This window comes from Pseudomonas sp. NPDC089406, from assembly GCF_044900265.1.
In the GTDB taxonomy this organism is placed as follows: Bacteria; Pseudomonadota; Gammaproteobacteria; order Pseudomonadales; family Pseudomonadaceae; genus Aquipseudomonas; species Aquipseudomonas fakonensis.
The window spans coordinates 39054-63676 of the sequence record NZ_JBJDNC010000030.1; the positions used below are offsets into that span (position 1 = coordinate 39054).

Consider the following 24623-nt stretch of genomic DNA (forward strand, 5'->3'; position numbering starts at 1 on the left):
AGCCGGCTTGCCGGCGATGAGGCCGGGCCTGCAACCGATGCTGTAGCTGCTGGCCCTATCGCCGGCAAGCCGGCTCCTACAGGGGGCTTCGGATCAGTCGTAGATGACGCGCTTTTTCCAGGTTTCGTCGTCGTCGGTCTTCAAGCCTTCGGTCAGGGCGTTCTGCTCGTTCTCGGCAGGCTCCATCTGGTCCAGTACCTGGGCATTGGAGCGGGCCAGCAGTTTTTCCATGTAGGTGAGCTGCTCTTCGTACTGTTTGGGTTCCGGTTGCTTGCGCAGGTACTGCACGCCGCGTTCGAAGGCCAGGCGCGCCTGGCCAGGCTGGTTCTGCTGCAGGGCCTGCTGGCCGAGGTTGTTGAAGAACTCGATATGTAGCAGCACCAGGATATGGCGGATTTCCTTGACCCAGTACTTGCCCTCGTTGGTAGCCAGGAAGCTCTCCTGGGTGGCGCGTACGATCTGGTTGTGCAAAAGCTCCAGCAAGAAGCGCACGTCCTTGGCCTTGACCTCGGTGACGATGGGCGAGGGCGGGTTGCTGACCGGCATCTTGTCGCCCTGGGCGATCAGGCCCTCGAGCTCGGCGATGCGCGCCTTCAGTTCGCTGCTGTGCTTGTCCAGCGCCAGTTGGCGCTGGTTGAGGTTGAGCTCAAGGCGGGTCAGTAGCAGCTTGAGCGCCGGGGTCATGAACTGGCCGGGGAAGGTTTCGCTGATTTCGCCGCAGCGGCGCAGGCGGTCGGCCAGCTCGACCTTGAGGCGTGCCCGCTCGAGCTTGCCGTTTTCGACCACGTTGTTGAGGTAGCCGATCACGATCAGCAGTGCGATACCCGCAACGATAAGCAGGGTGATCAGAAGTGGTGTCACCGTTAACGCCTCATCATGAAGAAGTGTTGCATCTGTATATAGGTTGCATCTGTGTATAGAGAGTGTAGTGAGTTCGTCGACGGCCGAACAGTGCACCCCGGCAGCTGCCCGCACAGCCAAACCGCCCCCTGTAGGAGCGGGCTTGCCCGCGAAGAGGCCGGCACAGGCACTACACCCATTGCTATCGGCCAACGCCTGGATTTCTCCAGCTATGGCGCATTGCCATGAGCTTGCCGGCCTGCCGCCAGAAAAGCAACGTCAAACCCCGGGCGCCCCTTGTGCAGGGCACCAAGACACCGCGAAGTCATTGATTTAAATAAATTTTGATAAAGGGCTTGACGCTATGCCGAGGCGTCCCTAGAATGCGCGCCACTTGCAGCGTAAAGCACACAGCCAAACGCTGCAGGGAGTGAAAGCAAGCATGTAAATGCGAGCAGCGTGTCCCCTTCGTCTAGTGGCCTAGGACACCGCCCTTTCACGGCGGTAACAGGGGTTCGAGTCCCCTAGGGGACGCCATATTGCGGGAATAGCTCAGTTGGTAGAGCACGACCTTGCCAAGGTCGGGGTCGCGAGTTCGAGTCTCGTTTCCCGCTCCAGTTTCTCCGGCACTGCTTCGGCAGGGCAGGAAAAGAAAGCCCAGTCTGAATCGTGAGGTTCATGTGCTGGCAGCGCTGCAAAGCGCAGGCTTAGTCCCCTTCGTCTAGTGGCCTAGGACACCGCCCTTTCACGGCGGTAACAGGGGTTCGAGTCCCCTAGGGGACGCCATATTTGCGGGAATAGCTCAGTTGGTAGAGCACGACCTTGCCAAGGTCGGGGTCGCGAGTTCGAGTCTCGTTTCCCGCTCCAGTTCAAAACGCAGCGCTACGGCGATGCGGCGGTGGTGAAAGGTGTAAAGCCGGTCACGCCAAAAGCAGTAAAGCTTCACTTTGCGGGAATAGCTCAGTTGGTAGAGCACGACCTTGCCAAGGTCGGGGTCGCGAGTTCGAGTCTCGTTTCCCGCTCCAAACATGAAAAACGCCACTCTTCGGAGTGGCGTTTTTTTTTGCCCTGTTTTCTCGCAAGGCATAAAAGCGGAGCTCATGGCTCATGTTTTATTGGGGCTGCGCTGCAGCCCATCGCGGGCAAGCCCGCTCCTACAGGTGCAATCCAGTGGGGCGGGCTTGGCCGCGAAGGGCAGGGGCTACCAGTTGTAGCGCAGCCCGAAATTGACCCCCCAGGGCTGTTCGATCTTGCTGCCGTTGCTGTATTCGACATCGGCATGGGCCTGCCATTGCTGCGCCCAGGCTACCGACACGCCGGCGCCGATTTCGCCACGTGTGCCGGACAAGTCGTTACCCAGTGCATTGCCATTGACCCGCACCTGGTTGTCACTGACGAACTCGTGCACGGCGGCTGCGCGGACGTAGGGCTGTACCGTGCGCCCCTGGCCTGCATCGAAGGTACGCCCGGCGGTGGCGCCCAGCTTGCCCAGCAGCGAGCGGGTGCGGTCGACGTCGGCCTGCAGGCCATTGTCGAGCCTGTAGTCCTTGCCCTGCACCATCAGCCCGGACAGCTGGACGAAAGGCTCGATGAAGTAACCATCGCTCAGGGCCAGGTGCCGGCCGGCTTCCAGTGACACACCCACGCCAAGGGTGGCGTAGTCACCCTTGGCCTTGGTGCCGTCGCTCTGGCGCACATCGGCCTTGTTCTGGAAGCGGTTGAGCCGGGCTGTTGCATCCAGGTAGTAGCCGCTTTGCGGTTGCAGCCAGGTGGCGTAGGCGCCGGCGTGGTAGCTGTCGATGCTGCCCGAGGAGCCGCGCGCCAGGTTCAGGTTGGAGCGGCTGTAGCCGGCGGTCACACCGACCAGCCAATGGCCGTCGCCGGCATCCAGCGGGGTGTCGGCGCCGAATGACATGCCATGTTGCTGCTGCTGGTAGGCCGCGCCAGCGCGTTCGGAGACGTTGTACTTGTTGCCGTAGCTGCGCAGCCACAGGCCTGACTGTTGCGGGTTGCGCCGCACTTCGCCCATGCGGCTGCGCAGCACGCCCATTTCGCCGTACCACACGGTCGGTGTGGCATCGCCCAGTGCCATCACCGATTGTGCGCCGGGGCTGAGTATGCGCGTGGTGAGGTCCAGGTACCAGTCGTTGGCGCCGCGTTGGACCAGGTCGTAGGAGTAGGTGCCCAGGTCCACCGGGCCGCCCACCAGGCTGAACGAGGCATCGCCACTGGCGGCATGCACCATGTGCAGGCTGGCTTCGCCGAGCGGGTCGCGGCCGCTGCTGCTGATCAACAGCCCATGGCTGCCGGTGGCGTTGCCGGTGATATCGAGGAAGTCGGTCTGGCCGCTGCTGAAGTCCGCCTCCATCACGAAGGTGCCATTGCCTGCCAGGTTATCCACCTGCAGTTGGTAAAACTCGCCAGCCTCGCCAAAACGCACCGAACCACCGTTCATGGTCAGGTCGCCGAGCTGGCTGTCTTCCACCATGACCCACTGGGCATTGCTGGCCAGCCCCAGGCTGTCGACGTTGTGCAGGCGGCCTTTGAGGGTGGCGGCGTTTTCCAGCAGCACATTGGCCGTGCCCCCGGCGTCGACGATGATATCGCCGAGCAGGTGGCTGTTGTTGACCCGCAGGTTGGCACTGGCGCTGTCGGCGACTTCCATCAGTACGCCGTTGCCGGCAACCAGGGTCGAGCCGTTGAGCACGTTGATGGTGGCCGTGGTGGGCAGGCCCGGGAACTGGCCCACCAGAATGGCGGAGCCGCCAATGCCCTCCACCAGGCTGTTGTCGAGCTCAAGGGTAGAGCCCCCAAGCGTTCCATCATCGCCGATGGCTACGCCATGGGTGGTGCCGCGGATTTCGCTGCCCGCCCGGGCAGTCAAGCTGCCGTCGAACAACTGGGCGCCCACGGCAGTGGCGCCGGTGCCGCTTACTTTAGTGTTGAGCAGCTCGACGGTGCTGGCATTGATGAGGGCTCCATTGGCAATGCCTTCGACCACGCTGTCGCTGAAGACGGCATGGGAGCCGCTGAACAGGGAGATGCCGCGAGTATTGCTGGTAATGGTGCTACCGCGCACATTGGCGCGTGCCGCTTCCAGGCTGATGCCGTGGCCGCTGTTGCCGCCCTGCACCGTGGTGTCGTTGAGCTCGAGCGCCGCGCCGGCTTCGGCGGTCAGGGCAAAGGTGGTCGCGCCCTGGGTAGTCAAGGTGGCCGGGCCCAGCACGCGGTAGCTGTCATGGAGCGATCCTTCATCCAGCAGTTGGTCGTGTTCGATGAGCGTTTCGGCCAGTGCCGAGGTCGCGAACAGCAGGGGGGAGGCGAGCATGAGTTTGCTCAAGCGTGCTAACGGGGAGGGGGTAAAGCGAATACGGTCTGGCATGGCGGTTCTCATGTGCGGCGCTGAGGTGCGGATGATCCTTGTGGTTTGCTGAGGGGATCTGCGAGCCGAGAGCGTAAGTTCGCCAGTCAGTGATTGGTGTAAGAAAAGCCCTACATGTAATGCTCCAAAGTCCTATTTCTGCTGATTGGCAGCGGCCCGGTGAACAGGCCGCTGCCATGGGCGCTCAGGGCCTGGATATGTCGCAGGTTTCGGTTGCGGCGCCTGCAATGCTGACATAGCAGTGCGCTTTCGCGGATGGGATGGGGGCGCCGTTTGCTGGTTGAATCGAATATATGACGCGTGCGTAACCGACCTCTGGTGCTTGGTCGTAGATGGGTAGTATGTAGTCTGCGTAAGGTTCGATTCGCCAGATGAACCCGTTGTCGATCATGTCCCGAGTTACATCTACTGCATCATCGAAGCGCACTTCCGTGATCGGTACATTCATTTCGTCGTCTGTGAAGACCATCCAGGAAATAAAGATTGTGGCCTGACCAACCCCGAGATCGAATTGCGCAAATGGCGGCACCTTGACCCGGAACGACGGTGGGGCTGCCGGGTCGTCCGGGTCCCACAGCGAACTGCAGCTCAGCCAGCCTCTGGGTGTCAGGTTCTGGAAGACCACGGGGTCAGCTTCCAGGATGAAAGTAGGCACGTTCACGGGCTGGCGTACGGACTCCTGGTCATTGAAGGCGCTGGCCTCGCGGCCACGTGCGGTGTAGTGCACCTGTACTACACCAGTGCCTCCCCGGCTGACATACAGCCATGGGATCACGCGTTCGATATCGGCGCTGCCCCCGGTATGGACATATTGCGCTTCGGGGACCTCGGTGCCACCCCAGAAGATATCGATTACCTGGCCGGGTTTGATGCCTGCGTACAAGCCAAAGGTCACCGTGACATCCTTGCCGTAGTCGCCTGTCCCCACTTCATTGGGTGGCCCTGAGGCGCTGGTGATCGTGGGGGCGGTCAAGTTAGGGTTGGTGGAAGACGGCCAGGTCAGGTCTGGGTCGGGGCGAGCGGGGCCGGCCACCGAGAAGTTCAGGATTACATCGGTTTTCGGGGAACCAAAGGAAGCCGTGCCGCGCCTTACCTCGTAACTGACCGGTACGGTCAAGTACTCGGTGGCATTGCCGTAGGCGGTCTGCAATACGCCATTGCCCACGTCCACCTCGATAGGGAACGGGGTTTCGCCCAGTACTATTTCAGGTAAGGGGATGCCACGGAAACTGACGACCAGACGGTCTTCGGGGTCGTGGTTGGTGTACTCATCGATCTCTACCTTGATGCCGAGCTGGGCATCTGCAAGGTCCAGAACACCGTCGGCGGCAAGCCGTACCAGAGGGGGTTGCAAGTTTTCGGGAACGGTCTCTTCCTCCGTCAGCTTTACATTGACCTGCCAGGTATAGGATATGCGACTAGTGTTCCCTGCCTTGTCTGACACCGTAAAGACGCTGTAGAAGGTGCCATCGCCCCTGCTGCGTACTATTTCGACTGGAATGATGACTCGCCGCGAGTCCTGCAGTGCGCCTTCGTTGGCAGTAATGGTCAAGTCCCCCGGGCCGCTTGGGGGCTCGGTCCGGTAGTACAGCTTGTAGTAGTCGCTCGCTTGTCGTCCGGCGTAGTCGGGGATCACAAATTCGATACCGTCCGGATGGGTCTGCAAATAGGCCTCGTCGATCGTATCGCTCGGCCCTTCGGCAAACCGAGGTTCCTGCTCGCCATAAGGTGGGGTGGAGTCGCAGATCAGCTTGATGGGGGCGGAATCGGCCTTTTCGCCCCGGTAGTTTTCGTGCTCGTAAACAATCCACAAATCGCCATCCCGGGGCAGGAGCTCTTTAGGGAATGGCATTTTGATGGGGAACTGATCGGGGTCGGGAGGGTTTTTCGGCACGACTGTCAGCAAATCGCCTGCGGCTGTGTAAGTGTTCGGCGCACCGGTCAGGGAAAACTTGAGCTGTAACGTTTCCCAAAAAGCCGGGTTGGTCGGAAAGTTAAGCCATTTAGGCACATGGACTTCGAGGTCTTGCGCGAGCGTTTCTTTTTTCAAGGTGCCGTCGAGCTCATCGGCCATGCCGGCTACCCAAGGTTTTTCGAGCGTATTGGTGAGCCCCAGGAGCCGTTTGAATCGCCACCGAAAGTAGTCGAGTCGAGTTTGTTTGGCGCGTGCGCGTGCGACGACGAACGTGTTCATCTTCAATTCTCCAAAGCTGTCGAGGTGAAAGTTCGAAACTTGGGCCTGTTGAAAATACCGCGATAATGGCTGGGAGCTTCATTCCTCCTGTACGTTGTCCATGAACATGTTGTGCTGCAGGCGCACATTGCCCACTCGGCGTTGGGCGTACCGGCTGCCAACCTAATGCGTGCTTCATGCCGTAAACACTAACCAAATGATCGTCGGCCGGCACCTGGCAATTTTGTCAGGTACCGCCCGATGGCCTCGAGCCTGGTGCATACAATCAATGGCCATTGGCCGAGCAGCATCCAGCGCCCTCAGCGATAGTGCATGGTGAACCTCAACGCCCCCTTGGCAGTCCCCGTGCGCACCTGCGCGCGGGGTTCGAGCTGGTAATAACGGGCCTGGAAGTTCAGCGGTATGCTGCCACTGGTCAAGTCGGCAGCCCGGAACACGGTGTCCAGTGGCACCGGGTTGTTGTTGAGCAAGACCTGGATGCCGACACCGGCGGCATCGGAATCACTGGTCAGGCTGAAGACATGTTCACCGGCAGGCCCGGTGGGGGCGGAGCCGTCGATGCCGTTGAGCTCCATGCGTGCCATGATCAGGGTTCCGCCTGCCGGGGGGGCCAGGCAATTTATCAGCCGAATGCTGAAGGGGGTGGGCGTGGTGGTGTGGCCCGGGCCGGCGAGTTGGCTGATGCTCCAATCCTCCAGGTCCACCTGGGTGGTGACCGACCCGCTGTCCACCTCGCACTCCGACTGGATGACCCTTGCCTTCAGCGAGTACTGCAATACCTGGCCCATGCCACCCCAGTCGAGGTGGCCGGTGAACAGCGGGCCGTCCACCAGGTGTTCACCCGGGGCCAGGTCGGCGGTCTTCACCAGGGTGATGGTGTTGTGCAGGCTCTCGAGTTTCGGGCCTGTCACTACGGTGTTTTCGTGATAGGCGTTGAACGGCACGAACACCGGAACACCGTCGTCAGGCCTCCATTCGTTCGGGCCGCCCAGGAATGGATTGCCCATCTGCACCATGACCCCGATACCTGGCACATTGGTATTGATCACGCGGTTCGCGGTTTGGCCGTTGACGGCCCTGAAGTCGAAGTTGATGACGTAGTTGTCGGCTTCGCAGTCCAGGGACAGGCCGTTCAGGTCTGGCGTGTCTTCAACCAGGTTGTTGTTACCGATAACCTCGTTCAGCGCGACATCGCGCCCTACGTAGAGGGTGCCCAGGTCGCGCTCATAGACTTTTTGCGAGGCGCCCGGAGGCGTCAGCGTGCACTGCGTGATGGCCATGGCCTGGGTGGCGGGCCAGGCAAGGCTGGCCAGAAGGGCCGGGTACAGGGTGCGGTTTATCGTGTGCATGATGGTTTCCCTTGCGCGGCCTGGGTGGGTGCAGGCCGCGCGAATCGAATGGCTAGAGGCAGGCCAGGGTGTGCAGGCGCAAGCCGTCGGTGATGGCGATGGCCTTGGGCTCCAGGGCAAACTGGCAGCGGCTGCTGGCCTGGTCGCCCCAGCTTGCCTGCAACTGCTGAGGCGCTTCGTGGGTGGACAGCATCACCTGGCCCGCCTGGCCGACCATGCCCATGGCGGTGCCGTCCTGGCCGTGCACCTGGGCCCCGAATGGCAACGGCAACCCTTGGCCGTCGCGCAGGGTCAGCACCAGGCGCGAGACGCGCTGGGCATCGAAGCGGTGCTTGACCACCGCGCCACGGCGCGGCACAACCTGGGCGCTGCCATTGTCTATCTGTACTTCCAGGCCCAGGCGGTCGGTGTTCAGTTGCAGGTTGTTGCGCTGGTAGGGCTGCAACGAGGGGGCGATGACGAAACCGCGTTGGTCGGTGCGTGCGCCAGCGCCGTTGAGCAAGCCAACATCGGCAATGCCGGGGACTTCGATCAGGCCGAGGGTGTCGCCCAGGTACGGCCCGAGCGTAACGCCGCCTGCATGCACCAGCAGTGCGCCGCTGGCATTGAGCGACAGGTTGCGATAGTCGTCGGCTTGGGTGAGCGCAGCGCCCAGCGATGCCTGGGGCGCACGGTAGTTGAGTGCCAGGGTCGCGGCCTGGTTACGGCTTGCATCCTGGCTCAGGGCGGCGCTGTAGCTAAGCTGGTCGGTGCTGCTGCCATTGAGCGAGGCGCGCTGGCTGTAGCCGCGCTCGCTGCTGCGCAGGTCCAGGCCGGCACGGGCATGCCGGCCGAACGCCAGCGGCATCGACAGGCTCAGGCCGAACTGCCGGTCGCTGCCGCGGCCGCGGGTCAGCGACTGCGAGGCGAACAGGTTGAAGTTCACCCCCCACTGGTGGGTGCTGGCGTAGACCTGGTATTGGCGCTGGGTGTCGCGCCGATGCCAGTAGTCTTGCTGCGACAGGGTCAGGTTGAGCGAGCTGGCCTTGCCCAGGCGCTGCTGCGCCGAGGCTTCCAGGCGGCTGCGGCGGCTGCCGAGAAAGCTGCCATCATGGCTGTGCTGGTTCACCGCTTCGTCGAAATCCCGGTAGCCTGGTGTCGAGTAGCGATAGCCGGCAAAACGCAGGGTGGTCTGCGTGCCGAAGGCCTTGCTGTAGCGCATCGCGTAGCTCAGCCCCTGGAGCTTGTCGGTCGGGCCGTGGGCAAGCTCGGTGAGCGAGCGGGTGACATCGAAGGACAGCGCGCCGATTTCGCCCAGATCCTTGGTGGCGCCCAGCGCGCCCGCCTGGTAGTACTCGCCGGCCATCAGCCCGCCGTAAAGCGTGGTGTTCCATGCGCTGCCCACGGCCAGCGTGCCCTGCCAGAACAGCGGCGTTTGCTGCGCGCTGGCCGGGTTGTAGCGCCCCAGCGTGGCGCTGTAGCGCCACACACCCTGGCGCAGTTGGTTGGCCAGCGCCGAGTAAGGCTGGGTGAAGCGCCGCACCTGGCCGTCTTCCTCGGTCAGTATCACTTCCAGCTCGCCGCTGCCGGCAGTGCTCAGGTCGTCGATGGCATAGGGGCCGGCACTGACGTAGGTGGCGTAGATCGGGTAGCCGTTCTGCCAGATTTCAAGCTTTGAGCGGCTTTGCGCCACACCACGGATGACCGGGGCATAACCCTGCATTGCCCTTGGCAGCATGCTCATGTCCGAGGCGACGCGTACGCCGGCGATGGGTACGCCGCGAAAGACGTCGCTGTCGGTAAAGGTTTCACCCAGGGTCAGGGTGCCGAGGGTGCCCGGCAGGTCGCGTTGGGCGAAGGCCTGGCCGCGGGTCCACTGCTGGTTGCCGTGGCTGTCCTGGCGCCAGGACTGCGTGCTGCGCAGGCGCCACGGGCCCAGGTTGAGGCCGCTGTTCAGGTACAGGTCACGGCTGTCGTAGCCGCCGCGGTAGCGGCTATGGCCATTTTGCAGGGCTGCCTGGTAGCTGACGAAAGCAGCATTGATGCCGCTGTCCCATTGCTGCGGGTCGACCTGGCCGGCAACCTCCCGGCGCATGGCGATCTGCGGGATGGAAAGCGCCAGTTGCAGCTTGTCGGGGGTGAAGTTCACCTGGGCGCCGGGCACCAGTTGCACCAAATCCAGGCAGGCTGGCAGCGGGGCGTCGGTGAGGGGCAGCGATGCCAGGCGCAGGCCCCAGTCTTCGAGCTGCGCCGGGGCCAGGCAGGGGCTCAGCTGGCCCTGTGCGTCTGGCTGAAAATCAAGGCTGTGCAGGCCGGCCGGCTCCAGGTTGACCTGCACCTGAACCTGGTAGCGGCCGGGCGGCAGTACCTGGTCTTCGGCCAATGCCTGCAAGGCCCAGGCCGAAGACGTTTCGGGCTGCCCCGGCACCTGGCGCAGAAAGCCGCTCTGGAACTTAAGCTCGGCCAGGGCCATGGGGGGCATCAGCCAGGTTGTAGCGCCGGCGAGCAGGCAAACGGATACATGACGCAGGCGGCCTGGTGCGCGCCCGCGGGGCTGGGAAAGACGCATGTGCGGTAATCCTTGCGATATGGCAGGGCGGTGCCTTAACGAGGCAGCGCGATCGGCAGCGTTACAGGGGCGGAGTGGCCGCCGTAGTCGTTGATGATCGAAAACAGCACCTGCAGGTCGGGCGCCGGCCGGATGCCGGGCAAGGGGTAAACCAGGCTCGAGTGCGGCGCCAGCATGTCGGTAGCCTGCGGTGTGGCGTACTGCCCGTTGCCGCTGACCTCCATGCGCGAGAACGTGATGTGGAAGGGGGTGGGGTTTTCAACCCGCAGTGCCGGGGCGCCCTGCTCGTTAACCAGCGAGAACACCAGTGACTTCAGTTGCCGGGTAGGCGAGCCCTCGAGCTGGTGCGGGCGGTAGAACAGCTTGATGCGCGTGCGCAAGGCGATGCTCAAGGCGTTCTTGGCGCTGGCATCCACCTGGGGGATTTCCTGCACGTTGAAATAGAACAGCGATTCGCGATCGGTGGGCAAGTCGTTGGGCAGCAGGGTGATTTGCACTTGCTGCTCTTTGTCGGGGGCAAGGCGGAACAGTTGCGGCGACGGCAAAAACGGCACGCTGACGGTATCGGCGTCCGCCTCGGTATTGACCCAGGCCTGGACGGCGTAGGTGGCTTTGCTGGGGTTGCGGATGACCACCGCGGTACTGCGTTTGTCGCTGTCGAACACCACGCGGGTGTTGTTCAGTGTCAGCGCCGCGTGGCTGGCGCTGGTCGACAGGCTGAGCAGCAAGGCTGCGCCGATGCCCAAGGCATGTCGCAGGCGGGCTGCCGGCAGGGTGAGGCCGGGCATGGGGATTTATCCTGAAAACCCAGGCGCAGAGGTGCACCTGGGGGGTAACGAGACGTAGGTGCGGGAGCCGGCTGAGGCCGGGTACGTCAGGGAATGTCGACGGTGAAGCTCAGGTCGGCCAAGGCTTCGCCCGCGCGTACCTGGTCGGTGATCGAAACGTAGGAGGCGGTGAAGCGCAGCCGCGATTCGCCTTGCTCATTGAGCGGGTACTCGGCAGATGAGCTGCCCGGTGGGACCAGGTCGAAGTTGCGGTCGCGCAGGGCTACTGCCACGCCAAGGGCCGCGTCGGGGCTGCGGTTGATGGCGTAGTAGTTGTTAGCGGCAGACGGGCCATCGAAGGTCACTTTGGCAACCTGGCCAGGGGTAATCCCGCAGATAACACCGTCCTTCACCACCAGATCGAAGTCGCGGGGGTTTTTCTCGTCGCTCACCTTTTCGAAGGCCGAGGCCGGAACCTCACCCATGTCGATGATGCCGCCCTCAAGGCCGGACGGCGGCTGGATGACGATTGGGCAAGTGGCGGCCGTAATGGTGCCCTGGAAGTGCACGGTACCGGTATTGGCGAATGCCGAACTTGCAGCCACGCTTAAAACGAGGCCGAACGAAGTTGCAAACAGCGACTTCTTCATGAGATGTCCTTGTAAGAGGGGATGTGTTTAGTTGCGAAGTCTTTGCTGGCTCGCGAAGTTTTAGTTGCGGCTTCGAGAGCAGCCACGGTTCGGCGGGTATCTTATAAAGTGCAGGTTTTACTTTGCAAACGTTATGTGCGATCGAAGTTTGATATGTTTTTTATCTAGTAATGTATTGGATTGGAAGTTTGGGATAATTCTGAAGTTGTTGTGCGCATGTTTACCCGGTTCAATTAATTCGCCAATTGAAAGCAGGGGTTTTCTGAGTGCGTTGTAGGGCGAGGTGTTTAAGCGAGGGAGGGGAGTTGGTGGGGGGAGATGTCCCACGCCGTTGCGCGGGACGTCCTACAGCTTAGTGCGTACTGCCCTGGCCGGCCTGGCTCAGCAGTTGTTTTTCCTGGTGCCAGTCGAACGGTTCGTCGTTCTGCTCGGCCTCGAAGCGGCGCTCTTCCAGTTGCTGGTACAGATCGAGCTCTTCGTCCGGCATGAAGTGCAGGCAGTCACCGCCGAAGAACCACAGCAGGTCGCGGGGCACCAGGTGGGCGATTTGTGGGTAGCGCTGGATCACCTGGCAGATCAGGTCCTGGCCCAGGTACTGGCTTTCGAGCGGGTCTTGCGGCAGCAGGGTCAGCAGTTCGTCGAAGCGTTCGAGGAACAGGGCGTGGCTTTCCTCCGGCACCTGCTCGGCCTCGCCCAGCGCGGCCAGGATGGTGCGCAGGTGGTGCAGCAGTTGCAGGTGGTATTGCAGGTGGGGGTTGGCCATGGGGTGGTCCTCGGTGGTTCGGAAACAGGCGCGCAGTATACGGCAATCGCTTCAGGTCGGCGCCGTAGCTGTAGGCGATCACCCAGCCCTGCGGGCTGCGCTGTTGCCTAGGGAACACAGCGCGCCCGCGATACCTGTGGGAGCAACTGTCTTGTGCTGCCTGTTCCGGCCTCATCGCCGGCAAGCCGGCTCCTACAGGTACGGCACAGGCCTGAAGTTTATGCAATCCCTGTGGGAGCGGCTTTAGCCGCGAAGCAGGCGCCGCGCTAGATGGCACCGGCGCTTCGCCGGTGTTCGCGGCTAAAGCCGCTCTCACAGAATCTTCGTTAAATCAACGAGTTGTGATTCGTTCCATAGGAGCCGGCAGGTGCATGAGGCCGGCTCAGCGCACCTTGCCCGGCACCGCCAGCAGCTGCTCCTTGTCGAACGCATCCACATCGATCACCCGTCGCCTTGCTTGCTCGGCGGCGTGCAGGCGTTGGCCATCTTCTGGCTGCAGCACGCCGGCCGCCACTGCCGCATCTATTACTGGCTGCCCGGGCTCAGGCTGCACCTTGCCCTCTTTGAGTGCCTTGTGCAGTTGCGCCTGCAACGGCGCCACCTCATCCAGCAGGTCGCAGGCCCGTTGCAGCGCCGCCACCGGGTCGCCTTCGGATTGCGGGCGGTAGCAGCCGGCCAGCAGTTCTTCCAGCGCAGCATCGCCCTGGTTGCGGCTGATCAGCGCGGCCACCTCGGCGTCCAGTTCATCGCTGGGGCCGGCATGCCGGCGGCCGAGCGGGAACACCAGCACGCGCAAGGCGCAGCCAATGAAACGGTTGGGGAAGTTGTCCAGCAGCGCGTCCAGGGCCTGCTCGGCCTTGCCCAGGCTTTCTTCCATGGCCCAGCGCAGCAAGGGTTGCAGGTGCTCGGGCGAGCCCTGGTCGTGGTAGCGCTTGAGCGCAGCCGACCCCAGGTACAGGTAGCTCAGCACATCGCCCAGCCGCGCGCTCAGGCGTTCGCGGCGTTTGAGCGCGCCGCCCAGCAGCATCATCGACAGGTCAGCCAGCAGGGCGAAGGCCGCGGCCTGGCGGTTGAGGGCGCGGAAGTACCCCTGGCTCAGGGCATCGCCCGGCACCTTCTCGAAATGCCCCAGGCCCAGCCCCAGCACCAGGGTGCTGGCGGCGTTGCCGGCGGCGAACAGGATGTGCTGCATCAGCAGGTCGTCGAACTCGTGCAGCGCCTGGTCGTGGTCTTCGCGGCCGGCCAGGGCCATTTCGCGCAGCACGAACGGGTGGCAGCGGATGGCGCCCTGGCCGAAGATCATCAGGTTGCGCGAGAGAATGTTGGCGCCCTCGACGGTGATGAAAATCGGCGCGCCCTGCCAGTTGCGCCCCAGGTAGTTGTTCGGGCCCATGATGATGCCCTTGCCGCCGTGCACGTCCATGGCGTGCTGGATGCACTCGCGGCCGCGCTCGGTGAGGTGGTACTTGAGGATTGCCGACAGCACCGAGGGTTTTTCACCCAGGTCCACTGCCTTGGCGGTGAGCAGGCGGGCGCTGTCCATCAGCCAGGCGTTGCCGCCGATGCGTGCCAGCGACTCCTGAATGCCCTCGAAGGCGCTCAGCGGCACGTTGAACTGCTCGCGTACCCGGGCGTACTGGCCGGTGACCAGGCTGGTGTACTTGGCAGCACCCGTGCCCACGGCAGGCAGCGAGATGGAACGGCCAACCGACAGGCAGTTCATCAGCATCATCCAGCCCTTGCCGAGCATGGTTTGGCCGCCGATCAGCATGTCCAGCGGCACGAACACATCCTTGCCGCTGTTGGGGCCGTTCATGAAGGCCGCGCCCAGGGGCAGGTGGCGCTTGCCGATGTCAACGCCGGGGGTGTCGGTGGGGATCAGCGCCAGGCTGATGCCCAGCTCTTCCTCGTCGCCCAGCAAGTGGTCGGGGTCATAGGCTTTGAACGCCAGGCCCAGCAAGGTGGCCACCGGGCCCAGGGTGATGTAGCGCTTTTCCCAGTTCAGGCGCAGGCCGATGACTTCTTCACCCTGCCACTGGCCCTTGCAGACGATGCCGGTGTCGGGCATGGCGCCGGCGTCGGAGCCGGCCAATGGGCCGGTGAGGGCAAAGCAGGGGATGTCGTCGCCACGGGCCAGGCGTGGCAGGTAGTGGTTGCGTTGTTCATCGGTGCCGTAGTGCAGCAGCAGTTCGGCAGGGCCCAGGGAGTTGGGCACCATCACCGTGGAGGCCAGGTCGCCGCTGCGGGTGGCCAGCTTCATCGCCACCTGCGAATGGGCGTAGGCGCTGAAGCCTTTGCCGCCATACTCCTTGGGGATGATCAGGGCAAAAAAGCCATGCTGCTTGATATGCGCCCAGGCTTCGGGCGGCAGGTCGAGGTCCTGGCCGATCTGCCAGTCGCTGACCATGGCGCACAGTTGCTCGGTGGGGCCATCGATGAAGGCTTGTTCTTCTTCGCTGAGTTTCGCCGCCGGGTAGTCGAGCAGGGTGTTCCAGTCGGGCCGGCCGCTGAACAGGTGGCCGTCCCACCACACGGTGCCGGCGTCGATGGCTTCGCGTTCGGTTTGCGACATGGGCGGCAGGGTGCGCTGGAACCACTTGAACACCGGCGCGGTGAACAGCGCGCGGCGCTGCGCGTGCAGGGTGACAAAGGCTACCTTGACGGCGATCACCAGCCAGATCAGCGTCAGCAGCCAGCCAGGCGCGCTGCTGAAAATGCCCATCAGCAAGGTGAAGGCGGCCATCGCGCCAAGGATCTGCAACGGCGGCAGGCGCCGGTGGGTGAGGTAGACAGCACCGAGCAACAGGACCAGCAACCACAACAGCAACATGAGCTTTCCTCCATGGAAACCTGGGGGGTGTTCAGCCGAACCCTCAGAGCTTAGACGCATTGCCGGGGGTGGCCTTGTTTGAACACAGACCGGGGGGAGGGGACGTAAGTTCGGCCATTCGCCATAACCTGTAGGAGCGGCCTCGCCGGGGCGCCGGACCGGTCGGAAAGGGCTGCAAAGCAGCCCCGGCGATTTTGCATGATGTCGAGATCCCGGGGCCGCTGCGCGCCCCATTCGCAACACAAGGCCGCTCCTACAGGGACCGTGCCTGGCCTGGTCAGCCGGGCCGGCGCTTCATCCCCAATTCCATGTCATCGATCAACGCCTTGGCCATGGCACTGAGAATGCGCGCCGAACTGCCCGCCAGCACGCAGCCTTCCATCTCGGCCTCGCAGGTGAGGTGGCGAATGCAGCCCAGTAGCACCGACAACTCGCTGAAGGCATCCTCGAACGGCACGCCCGGGCGCACCTGGTACAGCTCCAGGCATTCGCTGCGCCCGGCGGTTGTCCAGGTAACAGGCAAGGCGCTCATGGTTGCGCCCCGGGGCGGTAGCGGTTGAGGCAGCTGGCCAGTTCGGCGAGGTAGGTGCTGGCCTGCAGCAGGTTGTCGCGTTCAGGGCCCGGCGCTGCGGCGGCGTGCAGGTCGAGGGTGTCGACCAGGCAGGTGGCCAGGTTGGCTTTTTCGGTTTCCAGCTGTGCCTGGGTCAAGTGGGGGGCGGGGATGAAGCGGGGTGGGTCAGGGACCAGTTTTTTCATGGTGGAACTCCTTATGTTTTAGCTGGAGTTGCTACCTGATCGTTCTCACAGGATTGGGTGGCAACCGTGCGAGGGGTGAGAACCCGGCCACAAGGAAAACCGGTCAGGACGAACCTGCCCGCGCACGGCTGCCATAGAGCAGAGCGGCTTTCGATGTGGGGCGTCGGGTTCTCACACCCGGTCACCAAATGTGGCGACCGGGTGAAGTTATCCCCGGATGATTTCCCCGACAACGCGGCTGCTTCCGGCAAGCGCGTAGGATAGTTCCGAAGAGTGTTTGGGCTGAAGCATTTGGTTTCAGGTTGGGAAATGTCTTACAGGCTTAGGGCCATCCTTTTCGAGGTGGTCGCGTCAGGGCTGCCAGGTGCTTGCCGAGGGTTCGCGTCAGGGCCTCCAAGTGCTCGCCACAATCCTTGCAGCGCCTATCAGATCGAGCGCCGCCCGCGCGGCGCTTCGCGGGTAAACCCGCTCCCACAGTTTATTTCGGGCCAGTCTCTCCTGTGCTGGTACCGGGTCCGCCTTGTTTGTACGACGCGGTTTCAGCGTGAGCATTGCAGCCGCCCCACATGGCTCAAGACATGCACCAAGGCAGGCACCGGTACTTGCACAGGAGTAATTGGCCCGAAATAAACTGTGGGAGCGGGTTTACCCGCGAAGCGCCGCGCGGGCGGCGCTCGATCTCATAGGCGCTGCAAAACCTTCGGCGAACACTTTTCAGCCCTGACGCGGACACCTTGAAAGGGATAGGACCCTTACATGGAGTAGACTCTCCACCCTGCACACACATAAGGACGTCGTCATGCTGAAGATCTGGGGCCGCAAGAACTCGAGCAACGTACGCAAGGCACTGTGGGTCGCCCACGAACTGGGCCTGGACTTCGAGGCCATCGACGCCGGCGGCGCCTTTGGCGTGGTCAACGAGCCGCACTACCGCGCCCTCAACCCCAACGGCCTGGTGCCCATGCTCGAAGACGGCGACCTGACCCTGTGGGAGTCCAACACCATCGTGCGCTACCTGTGCGCCGAGTACGGCAGCGAGCAGGGCTGGTACCTCGAAGACCCGCGCCAGCGCGCCCTGGCCGACAAGTGGATGGACTGGACCACCTCGTCCTTTGCCGCCCCCTTCCGCCCGCTGTTCTGGGGCCTGCTGCGCACCCCCGAAGACCAGCGCGACTGGGTGGCGATCAACGCCGCGCACAAGCAGTGCGCGCAGCTGCTGGCCATCGCCGACGCAACCTTGAGCAAACAACCCTACCTGTCCGGTGACCAGATCGGCATGGGCGACATCCCATTGGGCAGCTTCATCTATGCCTGGTTCGAGATGCCCATCGAGCGCCCGGCCATGCACCACCTCGAAGCCTGGTACGAACGCCTCAAGCAGCGCCCGGCCTACCAGGCGGCGGTGATGACCGCGCTGACCTGAGCGAACACAACGGCTAGCTCGATAGTCATTATCAATACAGGTGACTGTACTTGTGCGGCCATGCCTTGCACCATGGCCGCACTCATTGCGCCAGTGACGTTGCCTGGCGTGTCCCGACCCTTTTTTCGGTACCTGACCCGCTATGAGTTCTGCCCTGTCCATCCGACAGCTGACCAAGACCTACGGCAACGGCTTCCAGGCCCTCAAGGGCATCGACCTGGACGTCGCCGAAGGTGACTTCTTCGCCTTGCTTGGCCCAAACGGCGCCGGCAAGTCCACCACCATCGGCATTTTGTCCACCCTGGTGAACAAGACCAGCGGCACGGTCAACGTGTTCGGCCACGACCTGGACCGCGAGCCGGCGGCGCTCAAGCGCTGCCTGGGCGTGGTGCCCCAGGAGTTCAACTTCAACCAGTTCGAGAAGGTGTTCGACATCGTCGTCACCCAGGCCGGCTACTACGGCATCCCGCCCAAGGTGGCCAAGGCGCGCGCCGAGCAGTACCTCACGCAACTGGGCTTGTGGGACAAGCGTGATGTGCCGTCGCGCGCGTTGTCGGGTGGCATGAAGCGCCGCCTGATGATTGCCCGGGCGCTGATCCACGAGCCGCGGCTGTTGATTCTCGACGAGCCCACTGCGGGTGTGGACATCGAGCTGCGCCGTTCGATGTGGAGCTTCTTGACCGAGCTCAACCAGAAAGGCATCACCATCATCCTCACCACCCACTACCTCGAAGAGGCCGAGCAGCTGTGCCGCAACATCGGCATCATCGACCACGGCACCATCGTCGAGAACACCAGCATGCGCCAGTTGCTGGGCAAGCTGCATGTGGAGACCTTCGTGCTCGACCTCAAGCAGGACCTGCCGGCCGCCCCGGTGCTGCAGGGCTACCCGTGCCGGCTGATCACCCCGCACACCCTTGAAGTGCAGGTGGACAAGGATATCGGCATCACCGCGCTGTTCGGCCAGCTGGCGCTGAACAACATCGAGGTGCAGAGCCTGCGCAACAAGACCAACCGCCTCGAGGAGCTGTTCGTGAGCCTGGTGGAAAAGAACCTGTCGAAGGTGGCTGTATGAGTATCGAGCTGCGCACCAACTGGGTGGCCCTGAACACCATCGTCTACCGCGAAGTGCGGCGCTTCTTGCGCATCTGGCCGCAGACCCTGCTGCCGCCGGCGATCACCATGGTGCTGTACTTCGTGATCTTCGGGAACCTGATCGGCCGGCAGATCGGCGACATGGGCGGGTTCACCTACATGGAGTACATCGTGCCCGGGCTGATCATGATGTCGGTGATCACCAACTCCTATGGCAACGTGGTGTCGAGCTTCTTTGGCAGCAAGTTCCAGCGCTCCATCGAGGAGCTGATGGTGTCGCCGGTATCACCGCACACCATCCTCATCGGCTACGTGCTGGGCGGCGTGCTGCGCGGGCTGGCGGTGGGGGTGATCGTGACCTTCCTGTCGCTGTTCTTCACCCACCTGCAGGTGCACCACCTGGGCGTGACCGTGATCGTGGTGCTGCTGACGGCGACGATTTTCTCGCTGCTGGGCTTCGTCAACGCGGTGTTCGCGCGCAACTTCGATGATATTTCAATCATCCCGACCTTCGTGCTGACGCCTTTGACCTACCTGGGCGGGGTGTTCTATTCCATCACCTTGCTGCCGCCGTTCTGGCAGACCGTGTCGTTGGCCAACCCGGTGCTGCACATGGTCAACTCGTTCCGCTACGGCATTCTAGGGGTGTCGGATATCAGCATTGGCACGGCGATCACCTTCATGCTGGTGGCCACCGCGGTGCTCTACGTGCTGTGCGTGCGCCTGCTGGTCAGCGGCCGCGGCATGCGCGCCTGAGGCCTTTGCAGCACAGCGACACTGGCGCCGGCGCCACTGCCGACCCACCCACCAGCGCCAGTACAGCTGGGTGGTGAAGTAGGCCAGTACCCCCAGCACCACCCCGCACACCACCGAGCCCAGCAAAAACGGCTGCCACAGCGTGGCCAACTGGTCGGTGACCCAGTCAACGGTGATTTCTTCGGGCATTGTGCGCGGCGGTACGCCCATCAGCCAGGCGCCGGTCATGTAGGTGACGAAGAACACCGGCGGCATGGTCAGCGGGTTGGTCAGCCACACCAGGCTGACGGCAATCGGCAGGTTGCCGCGCACCGGAATGGCCAGGGCGGCGGCCAGCAGCATTTGCATGGGGATGGGGATGAGCGCGGCGAACAGGCCCACGCCCATGGCCCGCGCCACCGAGTGCCGGTTGAGGTGCCAGAGGTTGGGGTCGTGCAGCAGCTTGCCGAAAAAGCGTAACGACTTGTGCTCCCGGATGCTGGTCGGGTCCGGCATGTAGCGTTTGAACAGACGGCGCGGCATGTGGGCTCCCGGCGGGCGTTAAGGCGGTCAGTATGCCTTCATTGAAACCCGGCCTTGTTCAGACTTTGTGACAATTGTTGAGCAAGCTTTCCACCAGAATCGGCTAAGCCTCAGGGGGCTTTTCGCTTCTGGAGCTCTAACTCATGCGCACAGGGATGCTTGCGCTGGCGCTCGGGCTACTCAGCCTGCGCTTTCTACCCGCCTTGCCATCGGTCGGCTGGCTGATCTTCTTACTGTTATTGGCGCTTGCCTGCCTGCGCACACGGCTGTGGCCGCTGGGTTGCTTCGTGCTGGGCGCGTGCTGGGCCTGCTGGTCGGCGCAGCAGGTGGTGGATGGCCGCCTGGCCGCGCAACTGGACGGCCGCACCTTGTGGCTGGAGGGGCGGGTGACGGGCTTGCCGGCCCGTAACGGGCAGGGGGTGCGCTTCGAGCTGGAGCAACCCTGGTCGCGCCGCAGCGAACTGGCGCTGCCGCAACGCCTGCAACTGAGCTGGTTCGACGGCCCCGAGCTGCGTGCCGGCGAGCGCTGGCGCCTGGCGGTCAACCTGCGCCACCCCCACGGGCTGCTCAACCCCCATGGGCCTGACCGCGAAGCCTCGCTGCTGGCGCGGCGTATCGGTGCCACCGGCACGGTCAAGGCCGGCGAGCGTGTGGGTGAGGCGGCAGTCAGCTGGCGCGACGGCATCCGCCAGCGCTTGCTGGCCACCGATGCCCAGGGCCGCGAGGCGGTGCTGGCGGCCTTGGTACTGGGCGATGGCAGCGGGCTGGCACGGGAGGACTGGAACACCTTGCAGGCCACCGGCACGGTGCACCTGCTGGTGATCTCCGGCCAGCATATCGGCCTGCTGGCGGGGCTGGTCTATGGCCTTGTGGCGGGCCTGGCGCGGCTCGGCCTGTGGCCTGCGCGGATGCCCTGGTTGCCCTGGGCCTGCGGCCTGGCCTTGATGGCAGCGCTGGCCTATGGCTGGCTGGCGGGGTTTGGCGTGCCGGTGCAGCGTGCCTGCCTGATGCTGGCGGTGGTGTTGCTGTGGCGCCTGCGATTTCGTCATCTGGGCGCCGCTACGCCGCTGCTGATGGCGTTGCTCGGGGTGTTGCTGGTGGAACCGCTGGCCAGCTTGTTGCCGGGTTTCTGGTTGTCGTTCGGCGCGGTGGCGGTGCTGGCGCTGTGCTTTTCTGCACGGCTGGGTGCCTGGCGGCCCTGGCAGGCCTGGACCCGGGCGCAGTGGGTGATTGCCGTGGGCCTGCTGCCCTTGTTGCTGGCGCTGGGGCTGCCGGTCAGCCTCACGGCGCCGCTGGCCAATCTGCTGGCGGTGCCCTGGTTGAGCCTGGCGGTACTGCCGCTGGCGCTGCTCGGTACTGCGCTGTTGCCGGTGCCGTTGGCCGGGGAGGGGCTGTTGTGGCTGGCCGGTTTTTCGCTGGACGGGCTGTTCGGCGTGCTGGGCTGGGTAGCCGTGCAGCACCCGCCCTGGGTGCCCGAGCCCCTGCCGCTGTGGGCCTGGCTGCTGGTGTGCCTGGGCGTGCTGCTGGTGCTGCTGCCTGCCGGCGTGCCACTGCGATTGCCCGGGGCGATGCTGCTGCTGGCGCTGTGGGCACCGCGCGAGCAGGTGCCCCATGGCCAGGTGCAGGTGTGGCAGCTGGATGTCGGCCAGGGCCTGGCGGTGCTGCTGCGCACCCGCCAGCACAGCCTGCTGTACGACGCAGGGCCCGCCCAGGGCGACAGCGACCTGGGCGAAAGCGTGGTGCTGCCAACCTTGCGCAAGCTGGGGGTCAAACAGCTGGACCTGCTGCTGATCAGCCATGCCCATGCCGACCATGCCGGCGGCGCCGCTGCCATTCGCCGGGGCCTGCCGGTGTTGCGCGAGCTGGGTGGGGAGGGCACCGGCGGGGCGATTTGCAGCAGCGGTGAGCGCTGGCAGTGGGATGGTGTGGCGTTCGAGCTTTGGCACTGGCCGCAGGGGCCGTCGAGCAACGAGCGCTCCTGTGTGCTGCGGGTGCAGGCGGGCGGCGAGCGCCTGCTGTTGGCCGGCGACATGGAGGCCGGCGCCGAGCGCGCCTGGCTTGCGAGTAACACCGATACCCGCATCGACTGGCTGCAGGCGCCGCACCATGGCAGCCGGTCGTCGTCCACTGAGCCGTTCATCCAGGCCCTGGCGCCGCGCGGGGTGTTGATCTCGCGGGGCCGGCACAACAGCTTCGGGCACCCGCATGCGCAGGTGATCGAGCGTTATCGGCGGTATGGGGTGCAGGTGCATGACACGGCGATTGACGGTGCGCTGGGATTGCGCTTGGGCAGCCAGGAAGGGGTGGTGGGGGAGCGGGCCGGTCGGCGGTTCTGGCGAGGTGGTGGAGGCCGTTGACGAGGCGGCAGCGGCCGCGATCCCTGTGGGAAGCGGCCTTGTGTCGCGATGGGCTGCAAAGCAGCCCCAGGATCTTTGTCCTATTCGAGAATGCCGGGGCCGCTGCGCGGCCCATCGCGACACAAGGCCGCTTCCCACATGGACCGTATGGCCTTGACGCCTGCGCGGTACCTGTAGGAGCCGGCTTGCCGGCGATAGGGCCATCAGCAGCATTCCCTGACCTCCGGCAGATGAGCCCCCCGCGCGCCTATGGTAGAGTGGCGGCCTTTTTCCGAGGGGATGCTTACTGTGTGGGAATTGGTCAAGTCTGGTGGCTGGATGATGCTGCCGATCATCCTGAGCTCCATCGCCGCCATGGCGATCGTCGTCGAACGCCTGTGGACCTTGCGCGCCAGCCGCGTCACCCCGCCGCACCTGCTGGGCCAGGTGTGGATGTGGATCAAGGACAAGCAACTCACCAGTGACAAGCTCAAGGCCCTGCGCGCCGATTCGCCGCTGGGCGAGATCCTCGCCGCGGGCCTTGCCAACTCGCGCCATGGCCGCGAAATCATGAAAGAGTGCATCGAGGAGGCCGCCTCGCGGGTCATCCACGAGCTGGAGCGCTACATCAGCACCCTCGGCACCATCGCCGCCATGGCCCCGCTGCTGGGCCTGCTGGGCACCGTGCTGGGCATGATCGACATCTTCAGCGCCTTCATGGGCTCGCAGATGACCGCCAACGCCTCGGTGCTGGCCGGTGGTATCTCCAAGGCCCTGGTCACCACGGCGGCCGGCCTGATGGTCGGTATCCCGGCGGTGTTCTTCCACCGCTTCCTGCTGCGCCGCATCGACGAGCTGGTGGTGGGCATGGAGCAGGAGGCGATCAAGCTGGTGGAAGTGCTGCAGGGCGACCGTGAAGTGGAAGTGGCCGGAGGCAAGGCGTGAAGTTTCGGCGCAATCGCCAGCGCGAGAACGTCGATATCAACCTGGCGTCGTTGATCGACGTGGTGTTCGTGCTGCTGCTGTTCTTCGTGGTCACCACCACCTTCACCCGCGAGACGCAACTGCGCGTCGAGCTGCCCGAGGCGGCCAGTGCCACCCCGGGGCAGCCCGATGAAGGCAAGCTGGTCGAGATCACCATCAGCGCCGACGGCGTGTACTCGGTGAACAACCACCTGCTGCCCAAGAGCGACCTGGACACCCTCACCGAGGCCATCCAGAAAGAGTCCGGCGGCGACACCAACCTGCCGCTGGCCATCAGCGCCGACGGCAAGACCCCGCACCAGGCGGTGATCACTGCAATGGATGCAGCCGGCAAGCTCGGCTTCAGCAAGTTGCGCATGACCACCGTCGAGGCCGCGCAGGGCAACCCCTGATGGCCTTCGCCGACCGCCTGCTCGCTGCCTGGTACCAGGGCCACCCGGCCCTGGCCCTGCTGCGCCCGCTGGAGGCGCTGTACCGCCGCGTGGTGACGCGCAAGCGCGCGCGCTTCATCAGCGGTGCAAGCGCCAGCTACCGCGCCCCGGTGCCGGTCATCGTGGTGGGCAACATCACCGTCGGCGGTACCGGCAAGACACCGATGATTCTCTGGCTGATCGAGCATTGCCGCCAGCAGGGGCTCAAGGTGGGGGTGGTCAGCCGCGGTTATGGCGCCAAGCCGCCGCACCACCCCTGGCGTGTCGCCGCCGACCAGCCGGCTGAACAGGCCGGCGACGAACCTTTGCTGATCGTGCAGCGCACCGGCGTGGCGCTGATGATCGACCCCGACCGTTCCCGCGCGGTGCAGGCGCTGCTGGCCAGTGATGCGCCGGACCTGATCCTGTGTGACGACGGCATGCAGCACTACCGCCTGGCCCGCGACCTGGAGCTGGTGCTGATCGACGCCGCCCGCGGCCTGGGTAATGGCCGTTGCCTGCCGGCAGGCCCTTTGCGCGAGCCCGCCGAGCGCCTGCAGGCGGCTGACGCGGTGCTGTTCAATGGTGCTGCGGCCGACCGCGAGCAGGGCTTTGCCTTTGGCCTGCAGCCCAGCGCGCTGGTCAACCTCAAGAGCGGCGAGCGCCGCGCCCTTGACCTGTTTCCTGCTGGCCAGGCCATGCATGCCGTGGCCGGTATCGGCAACCCGCAACGTTTCTTCAACACCCTGCTGGCGCTAGACTGGCAGCCGGTGCCGCACCCGTTCGCCGACCATGCGCCTTATAGCCGCGAGGTGCTGTCGTTCAGCCCGCCGCTGCCGCTGGTGATGACCGAGAAGGATGCGGTGAAATGCCGGCCGTTCGCCACCGATGACTGGTGGTACCTGGCGGTCGATGCGTTGCCGTCGGCGGCCTTCGTGGCCTGGTTCGACGGCCAGCTGCGCCGCCTGCTGCCCGGCCGTTTCTGAGCCTTTTTCACTTTCTGGCCACTGGCCTCAAG

Annotated in this window: 19 protein-coding genes and 5 tRNA genes; 12 read left to right on the top strand and 12 right to left on the bottom strand. The window is 64.2% G+C overall.

Annotation, left to right across the window (positions count from 1 at the left end; genetic code table 11):
* Positions 1-93: 93 nt before the first annotated feature.
* The gene (locus tag ACI2KK_RS20340) at positions 94-861 is read right to left on the bottom strand and encodes a hypothetical protein (protein WP_404670305.1); all 768 of its coding nucleotides are present in this window, start codon (positions 859-861) and stop codon (positions 94-96) included.
* 440 nt (positions 862-1301) lie between these two features.
* On the opposite strand from ACI2KK_RS20340, the gene ACI2KK_RS20345 reads away from it, so the two are divergent.
* The 5 genes from ACI2KK_RS20345 (at position 1302) to ACI2KK_RS20365 (ending at position 1865) form a co-directional block, all read left to right on the top strand.
* A tRNA-Glu gene (locus ACI2KK_RS20345) sits at positions 1302-1377 on the top strand.
* Between the two features lie 4 nt (positions 1378-1381).
* Positions 1382-1457: transfer RNA gene (locus ACI2KK_RS20350), tRNA-Gly, on the top strand.
* A 93-nt stretch (positions 1458-1550) separates the two neighbouring features.
* A tRNA-Glu gene (locus tag ACI2KK_RS20355) sits at positions 1551-1626 on the top strand.
* Between the two features lie 5 nt (positions 1627-1631).
* Positions 1632-1707: transfer RNA gene (locus ACI2KK_RS20360), tRNA-Gly, on the top strand.
* 82 nt (positions 1708-1789) lie between these two features.
* Positions 1790-1865 (top strand) — tRNA-Gly (locus ACI2KK_RS20365).
* Between the two features lie 176 nt (positions 1866-2041).
* Here ACI2KK_RS20365 and ACI2KK_RS20370 read toward each other — a convergent pair.
* The 10 genes from ACI2KK_RS20370 to ACI2KK_RS20415 form a co-directional block, all read right to left on the bottom strand.
* Entirely contained in the window at positions 2042-4168 is a 2127-nt protein-coding gene (locus ACI2KK_RS20370) for an autotransporter outer membrane beta-barrel domain-containing protein (protein ID WP_404670306.1), read from the bottom strand.
* 238 nt (positions 4169-4406) lie between these two features.
* On the bottom strand, positions 4407-6416 hold the full coding sequence (locus tag ACI2KK_RS20375) for a hypothetical protein (RefSeq protein WP_404670307.1): 2010 nt from the start codon (positions 6414-6416) through the stop codon (positions 4407-4409).
* A gap of 299 nt (positions 6417-6715) precedes the next feature.
* Positions 6716-7765: a fimbrial protein gene (locus ACI2KK_RS20380; protein ID WP_404670308.1), complete on the bottom strand. Its 1050-nt coding sequence runs from the start codon at positions 7763-7765 to the stop codon at positions 6716-6718.
* Positions 7766-7817: 52 nt separating this feature from the next.
* Entirely contained in the window at positions 7818-10313 is a 2496-nt protein-coding gene (locus ACI2KK_RS20385; protein ID WP_404670309.1) for a fimbria/pilus outer membrane usher protein, read from the bottom strand.
* Positions 10314-10348: 35 nt separating this feature from the next.
* Positions 10349-11101 carry a molecular chaperone gene (locus ACI2KK_RS20390; protein WP_404670310.1) on the bottom strand — a complete coding sequence of 251 codons (753 nt, stop codon included), beginning with the start codon at positions 11099-11101 and terminating at the stop codon, positions 10349-10351.
* A gap of 86 nt (positions 11102-11187) precedes the next feature.
* Positions 11188-11730, bottom strand: coding sequence for a fimbrial protein (locus tag ACI2KK_RS20395; RefSeq protein ID WP_404670311.1), 543 nt, complete (start codon positions 11728-11730; stop codon positions 11188-11190).
* Positions 11731-12082: 352 nt separating this feature from the next.
* Positions 12083-12493 carry a PA2817 family protein gene (locus ACI2KK_RS20400; RefSeq protein WP_404670312.1) on the bottom strand — a complete coding sequence of 137 codons (411 nt, stop codon included), beginning with the start codon at positions 12491-12493 and terminating at the stop codon, positions 12083-12085.
* A gap of 382 nt (positions 12494-12875) precedes the next feature.
* Positions 12876-15323, bottom strand: a complete 2448-nt coding sequence (locus tag ACI2KK_RS20405; protein ID WP_404670313.1) for an acyl-CoA dehydrogenase — start codon at positions 15321-15323, stop codon at positions 12876-12878.
* A 277-nt stretch (positions 15324-15600) separates the two neighbouring features.
* Positions 15601-15855 carry a DUF3077 domain-containing protein gene (locus ACI2KK_RS20410; RefSeq protein WP_404670314.1) on the bottom strand — a complete coding sequence of 85 codons (255 nt, stop codon included), beginning with the start codon at positions 15853-15855 and terminating at the stop codon, positions 15601-15603.
* Entirely contained in the window at positions 15852-16079 is a 228-nt protein-coding gene (locus tag ACI2KK_RS20415; RefSeq protein WP_404670315.1) for a hypothetical protein, read from the bottom strand. Before ACI2KK_RS20415 ends, ACI2KK_RS20410 begins: the two co-directional genes overlap by 4 nt.
* Before the next feature lie 799 nt (positions 16080-16878).
* On the opposite strand from ACI2KK_RS20415, the gene ACI2KK_RS20420 reads away from it, so the two are divergent.
* The 3 genes from ACI2KK_RS20420 to ACI2KK_RS20430 all read left to right on the top strand — a co-directional run bounded on the left by ACI2KK_RS20420 (position 16879) and on the right by ACI2KK_RS20430 (position 19353).
* Complete coding sequence (locus ACI2KK_RS20420) at positions 16879-17502, top strand: glutathione S-transferase (RefSeq protein WP_404670316.1); 624 nt, start codon at positions 16879-16881, stop codon at positions 17500-17502.
* Between the two features lie 142 nt (positions 17503-17644).
* The gene (locus tag ACI2KK_RS20425; protein ID WP_217842418.1) at positions 17645-18577 is read left to right on the top strand and encodes an ABC transporter ATP-binding protein; all 933 of its coding nucleotides are present in this window, start codon (positions 17645-17647) and stop codon (positions 18575-18577) included.
* Positions 18574-19353 carry an ABC transporter permease gene (locus ACI2KK_RS20430; protein ID WP_404670317.1) on the top strand — a complete coding sequence of 260 codons (780 nt, stop codon included), beginning with the start codon at positions 18574-18576 and terminating at the stop codon, positions 19351-19353. The genes ACI2KK_RS20425 and ACI2KK_RS20430 overlap by 4 nt, the downstream gene beginning before the upstream one ends.
* On the opposite strand, the gene ACI2KK_RS20435 is transcribed toward ACI2KK_RS20430, so the two are convergent.
* Positions 19237-19875: a DUF2062 domain-containing protein gene (locus ACI2KK_RS20435; RefSeq protein ID WP_404670318.1), complete on the bottom strand. Its 639-nt coding sequence runs from the start codon at positions 19873-19875 to the stop codon at positions 19237-19239. The two genes, ACI2KK_RS20430 and ACI2KK_RS20435, sit on opposite strands and share 117 nt — an antisense overlap.
* 143 nt (positions 19876-20018) lie before the next feature.
* Here ACI2KK_RS20435 and ACI2KK_RS20440 point away from each other — a divergent pair, with 143 nt between their 5' ends.
* The 4 genes from ACI2KK_RS20440 to lpxK all read left to right on the top strand — a co-directional run bounded on the left by ACI2KK_RS20440 (position 20019) and on the right by lpxK (position 24591).
* Positions 20019-22232 (top strand): DNA internalization-related competence protein ComEC/Rec2, encoded by a 2214-nt coding sequence (locus ACI2KK_RS20440; RefSeq protein ID WP_404670319.1) that lies wholly within the window; start codon positions 20019-20021, stop codon positions 22230-22232.
* Positions 22233-22520: 288 nt separating this feature from the next.
* A complete protein-coding gene (locus ACI2KK_RS20445; protein WP_404670320.1) occupies positions 22521-23156 on the top strand; it encodes a MotA/TolQ/ExbB proton channel family protein in 636 nt (211 codons plus the stop codon).
* Positions 23153-23587, top strand: coding sequence for a biopolymer transporter ExbD (locus ACI2KK_RS20450; protein WP_217842422.1), 435 nt, complete (start codon positions 23153-23155; stop codon positions 23585-23587). The genes ACI2KK_RS20445 and ACI2KK_RS20450 overlap by 4 nt, the downstream gene beginning before the upstream one ends.
* Complete coding sequence (gene lpxK, locus ACI2KK_RS20455; RefSeq protein WP_404670321.1) at positions 23587-24591, top strand: tetraacyldisaccharide 4'-kinase; 1005 nt, start codon at positions 23587-23589, stop codon at positions 24589-24591. The genes ACI2KK_RS20450 and lpxK overlap by 1 nt, the downstream gene beginning before the upstream one ends.
* The last annotated feature ends 32 nt before the right edge of the window (positions 24592-24623 follow it).

Coding starts and splice junctions, on each gene's coding strand:
- lpxK (WP_404670321.1), top strand. CDS start 23,587: ATGGCCTTCGCCGACCGCCTGCTCGCTGCCTGGTACCAGGGCCACCCG.
- ACI2KK_RS20395 (WP_404670311.1), bottom strand. CDS start 11,730: ATGAAGAAGTCGCTGTTTGCAACTTCGTTCGGCCTCGTTTTAAGCGTG.
- ACI2KK_RS20405 (WP_404670313.1), bottom strand. CDS start 15,323: ATGTTGCTGTTGTGGTTGCTGGTCCTGTTGCTCGGTGCTGTCTACCTC.
- ACI2KK_RS20435 (WP_404670318.1), bottom strand. CDS start 19,875: ATGCCGCGCCGTCTGTTCAAACGCTACATGCCGGACCCGACCAGCATC.
- ACI2KK_RS20440 (WP_404670319.1), top strand. CDS start 20,019: ATGCGCACAGGGATGCTTGCGCTGGCGCTCGGGCTACTCAGCCTGCGC.
- ACI2KK_RS20385 (WP_404670309.1), bottom strand. CDS start 10,313: ATGCGTCTTTCCCAGCCCCGCGGGCGCGCACCAGGCCGCCTGCGTCAT.
- ACI2KK_RS20375 (WP_404670307.1), bottom strand. CDS start 6,416: ATGAACACGTTCGTCGTCGCACGCGCACGCGCCAAACAAACTCGACTC.
- ACI2KK_RS20420 (WP_404670316.1), top strand. CDS start 16,879: ATGCTGAAGATCTGGGGCCGCAAGAACTCGAGCAACGTACGCAAGGCA.
- ACI2KK_RS20400 (WP_404670312.1), bottom strand. CDS start 12,493: ATGGCCAACCCCCACCTGCAATACCACCTGCAACTGCTGCACCACCTG.
- ACI2KK_RS20415 (WP_404670315.1), bottom strand. CDS start 16,079: ATGAAAAAACTGGTCCCTGACCCACCCCGCTTCATCCCCGCCCCCCAC.
- ACI2KK_RS20410 (WP_404670314.1), bottom strand. CDS start 15,855: ATGAGCGCCTTGCCTGTTACCTGGACAACCGCCGGGCGCAGCGAATGC.
- ACI2KK_RS20425 (WP_217842418.1), top strand. CDS start 17,645: ATGAGTTCTGCCCTGTCCATCCGACAGCTGACCAAGACCTACGGCAAC.
- ACI2KK_RS20370 (WP_404670306.1), bottom strand. CDS start 4,168: ATGCTCGCCTCCCCCCTGCTGTTCGCGACCTCGGCACTGGCCGAAACG.
- ACI2KK_RS20430 (WP_404670317.1), top strand. CDS start 18,574: ATGAGTATCGAGCTGCGCACCAACTGGGTGGCCCTGAACACCATCGTC.
- ACI2KK_RS20390 (WP_404670310.1), bottom strand. CDS start 11,101: ATGCCCGGCCTCACCCTGCCGGCAGCCCGCCTGCGACATGCCTTGGGC.
- ACI2KK_RS20380 (WP_404670308.1), bottom strand. CDS start 7,765: ATGCACACGATAAACCGCACCCTGTACCCGGCCCTTCTGGCCAGCCTT.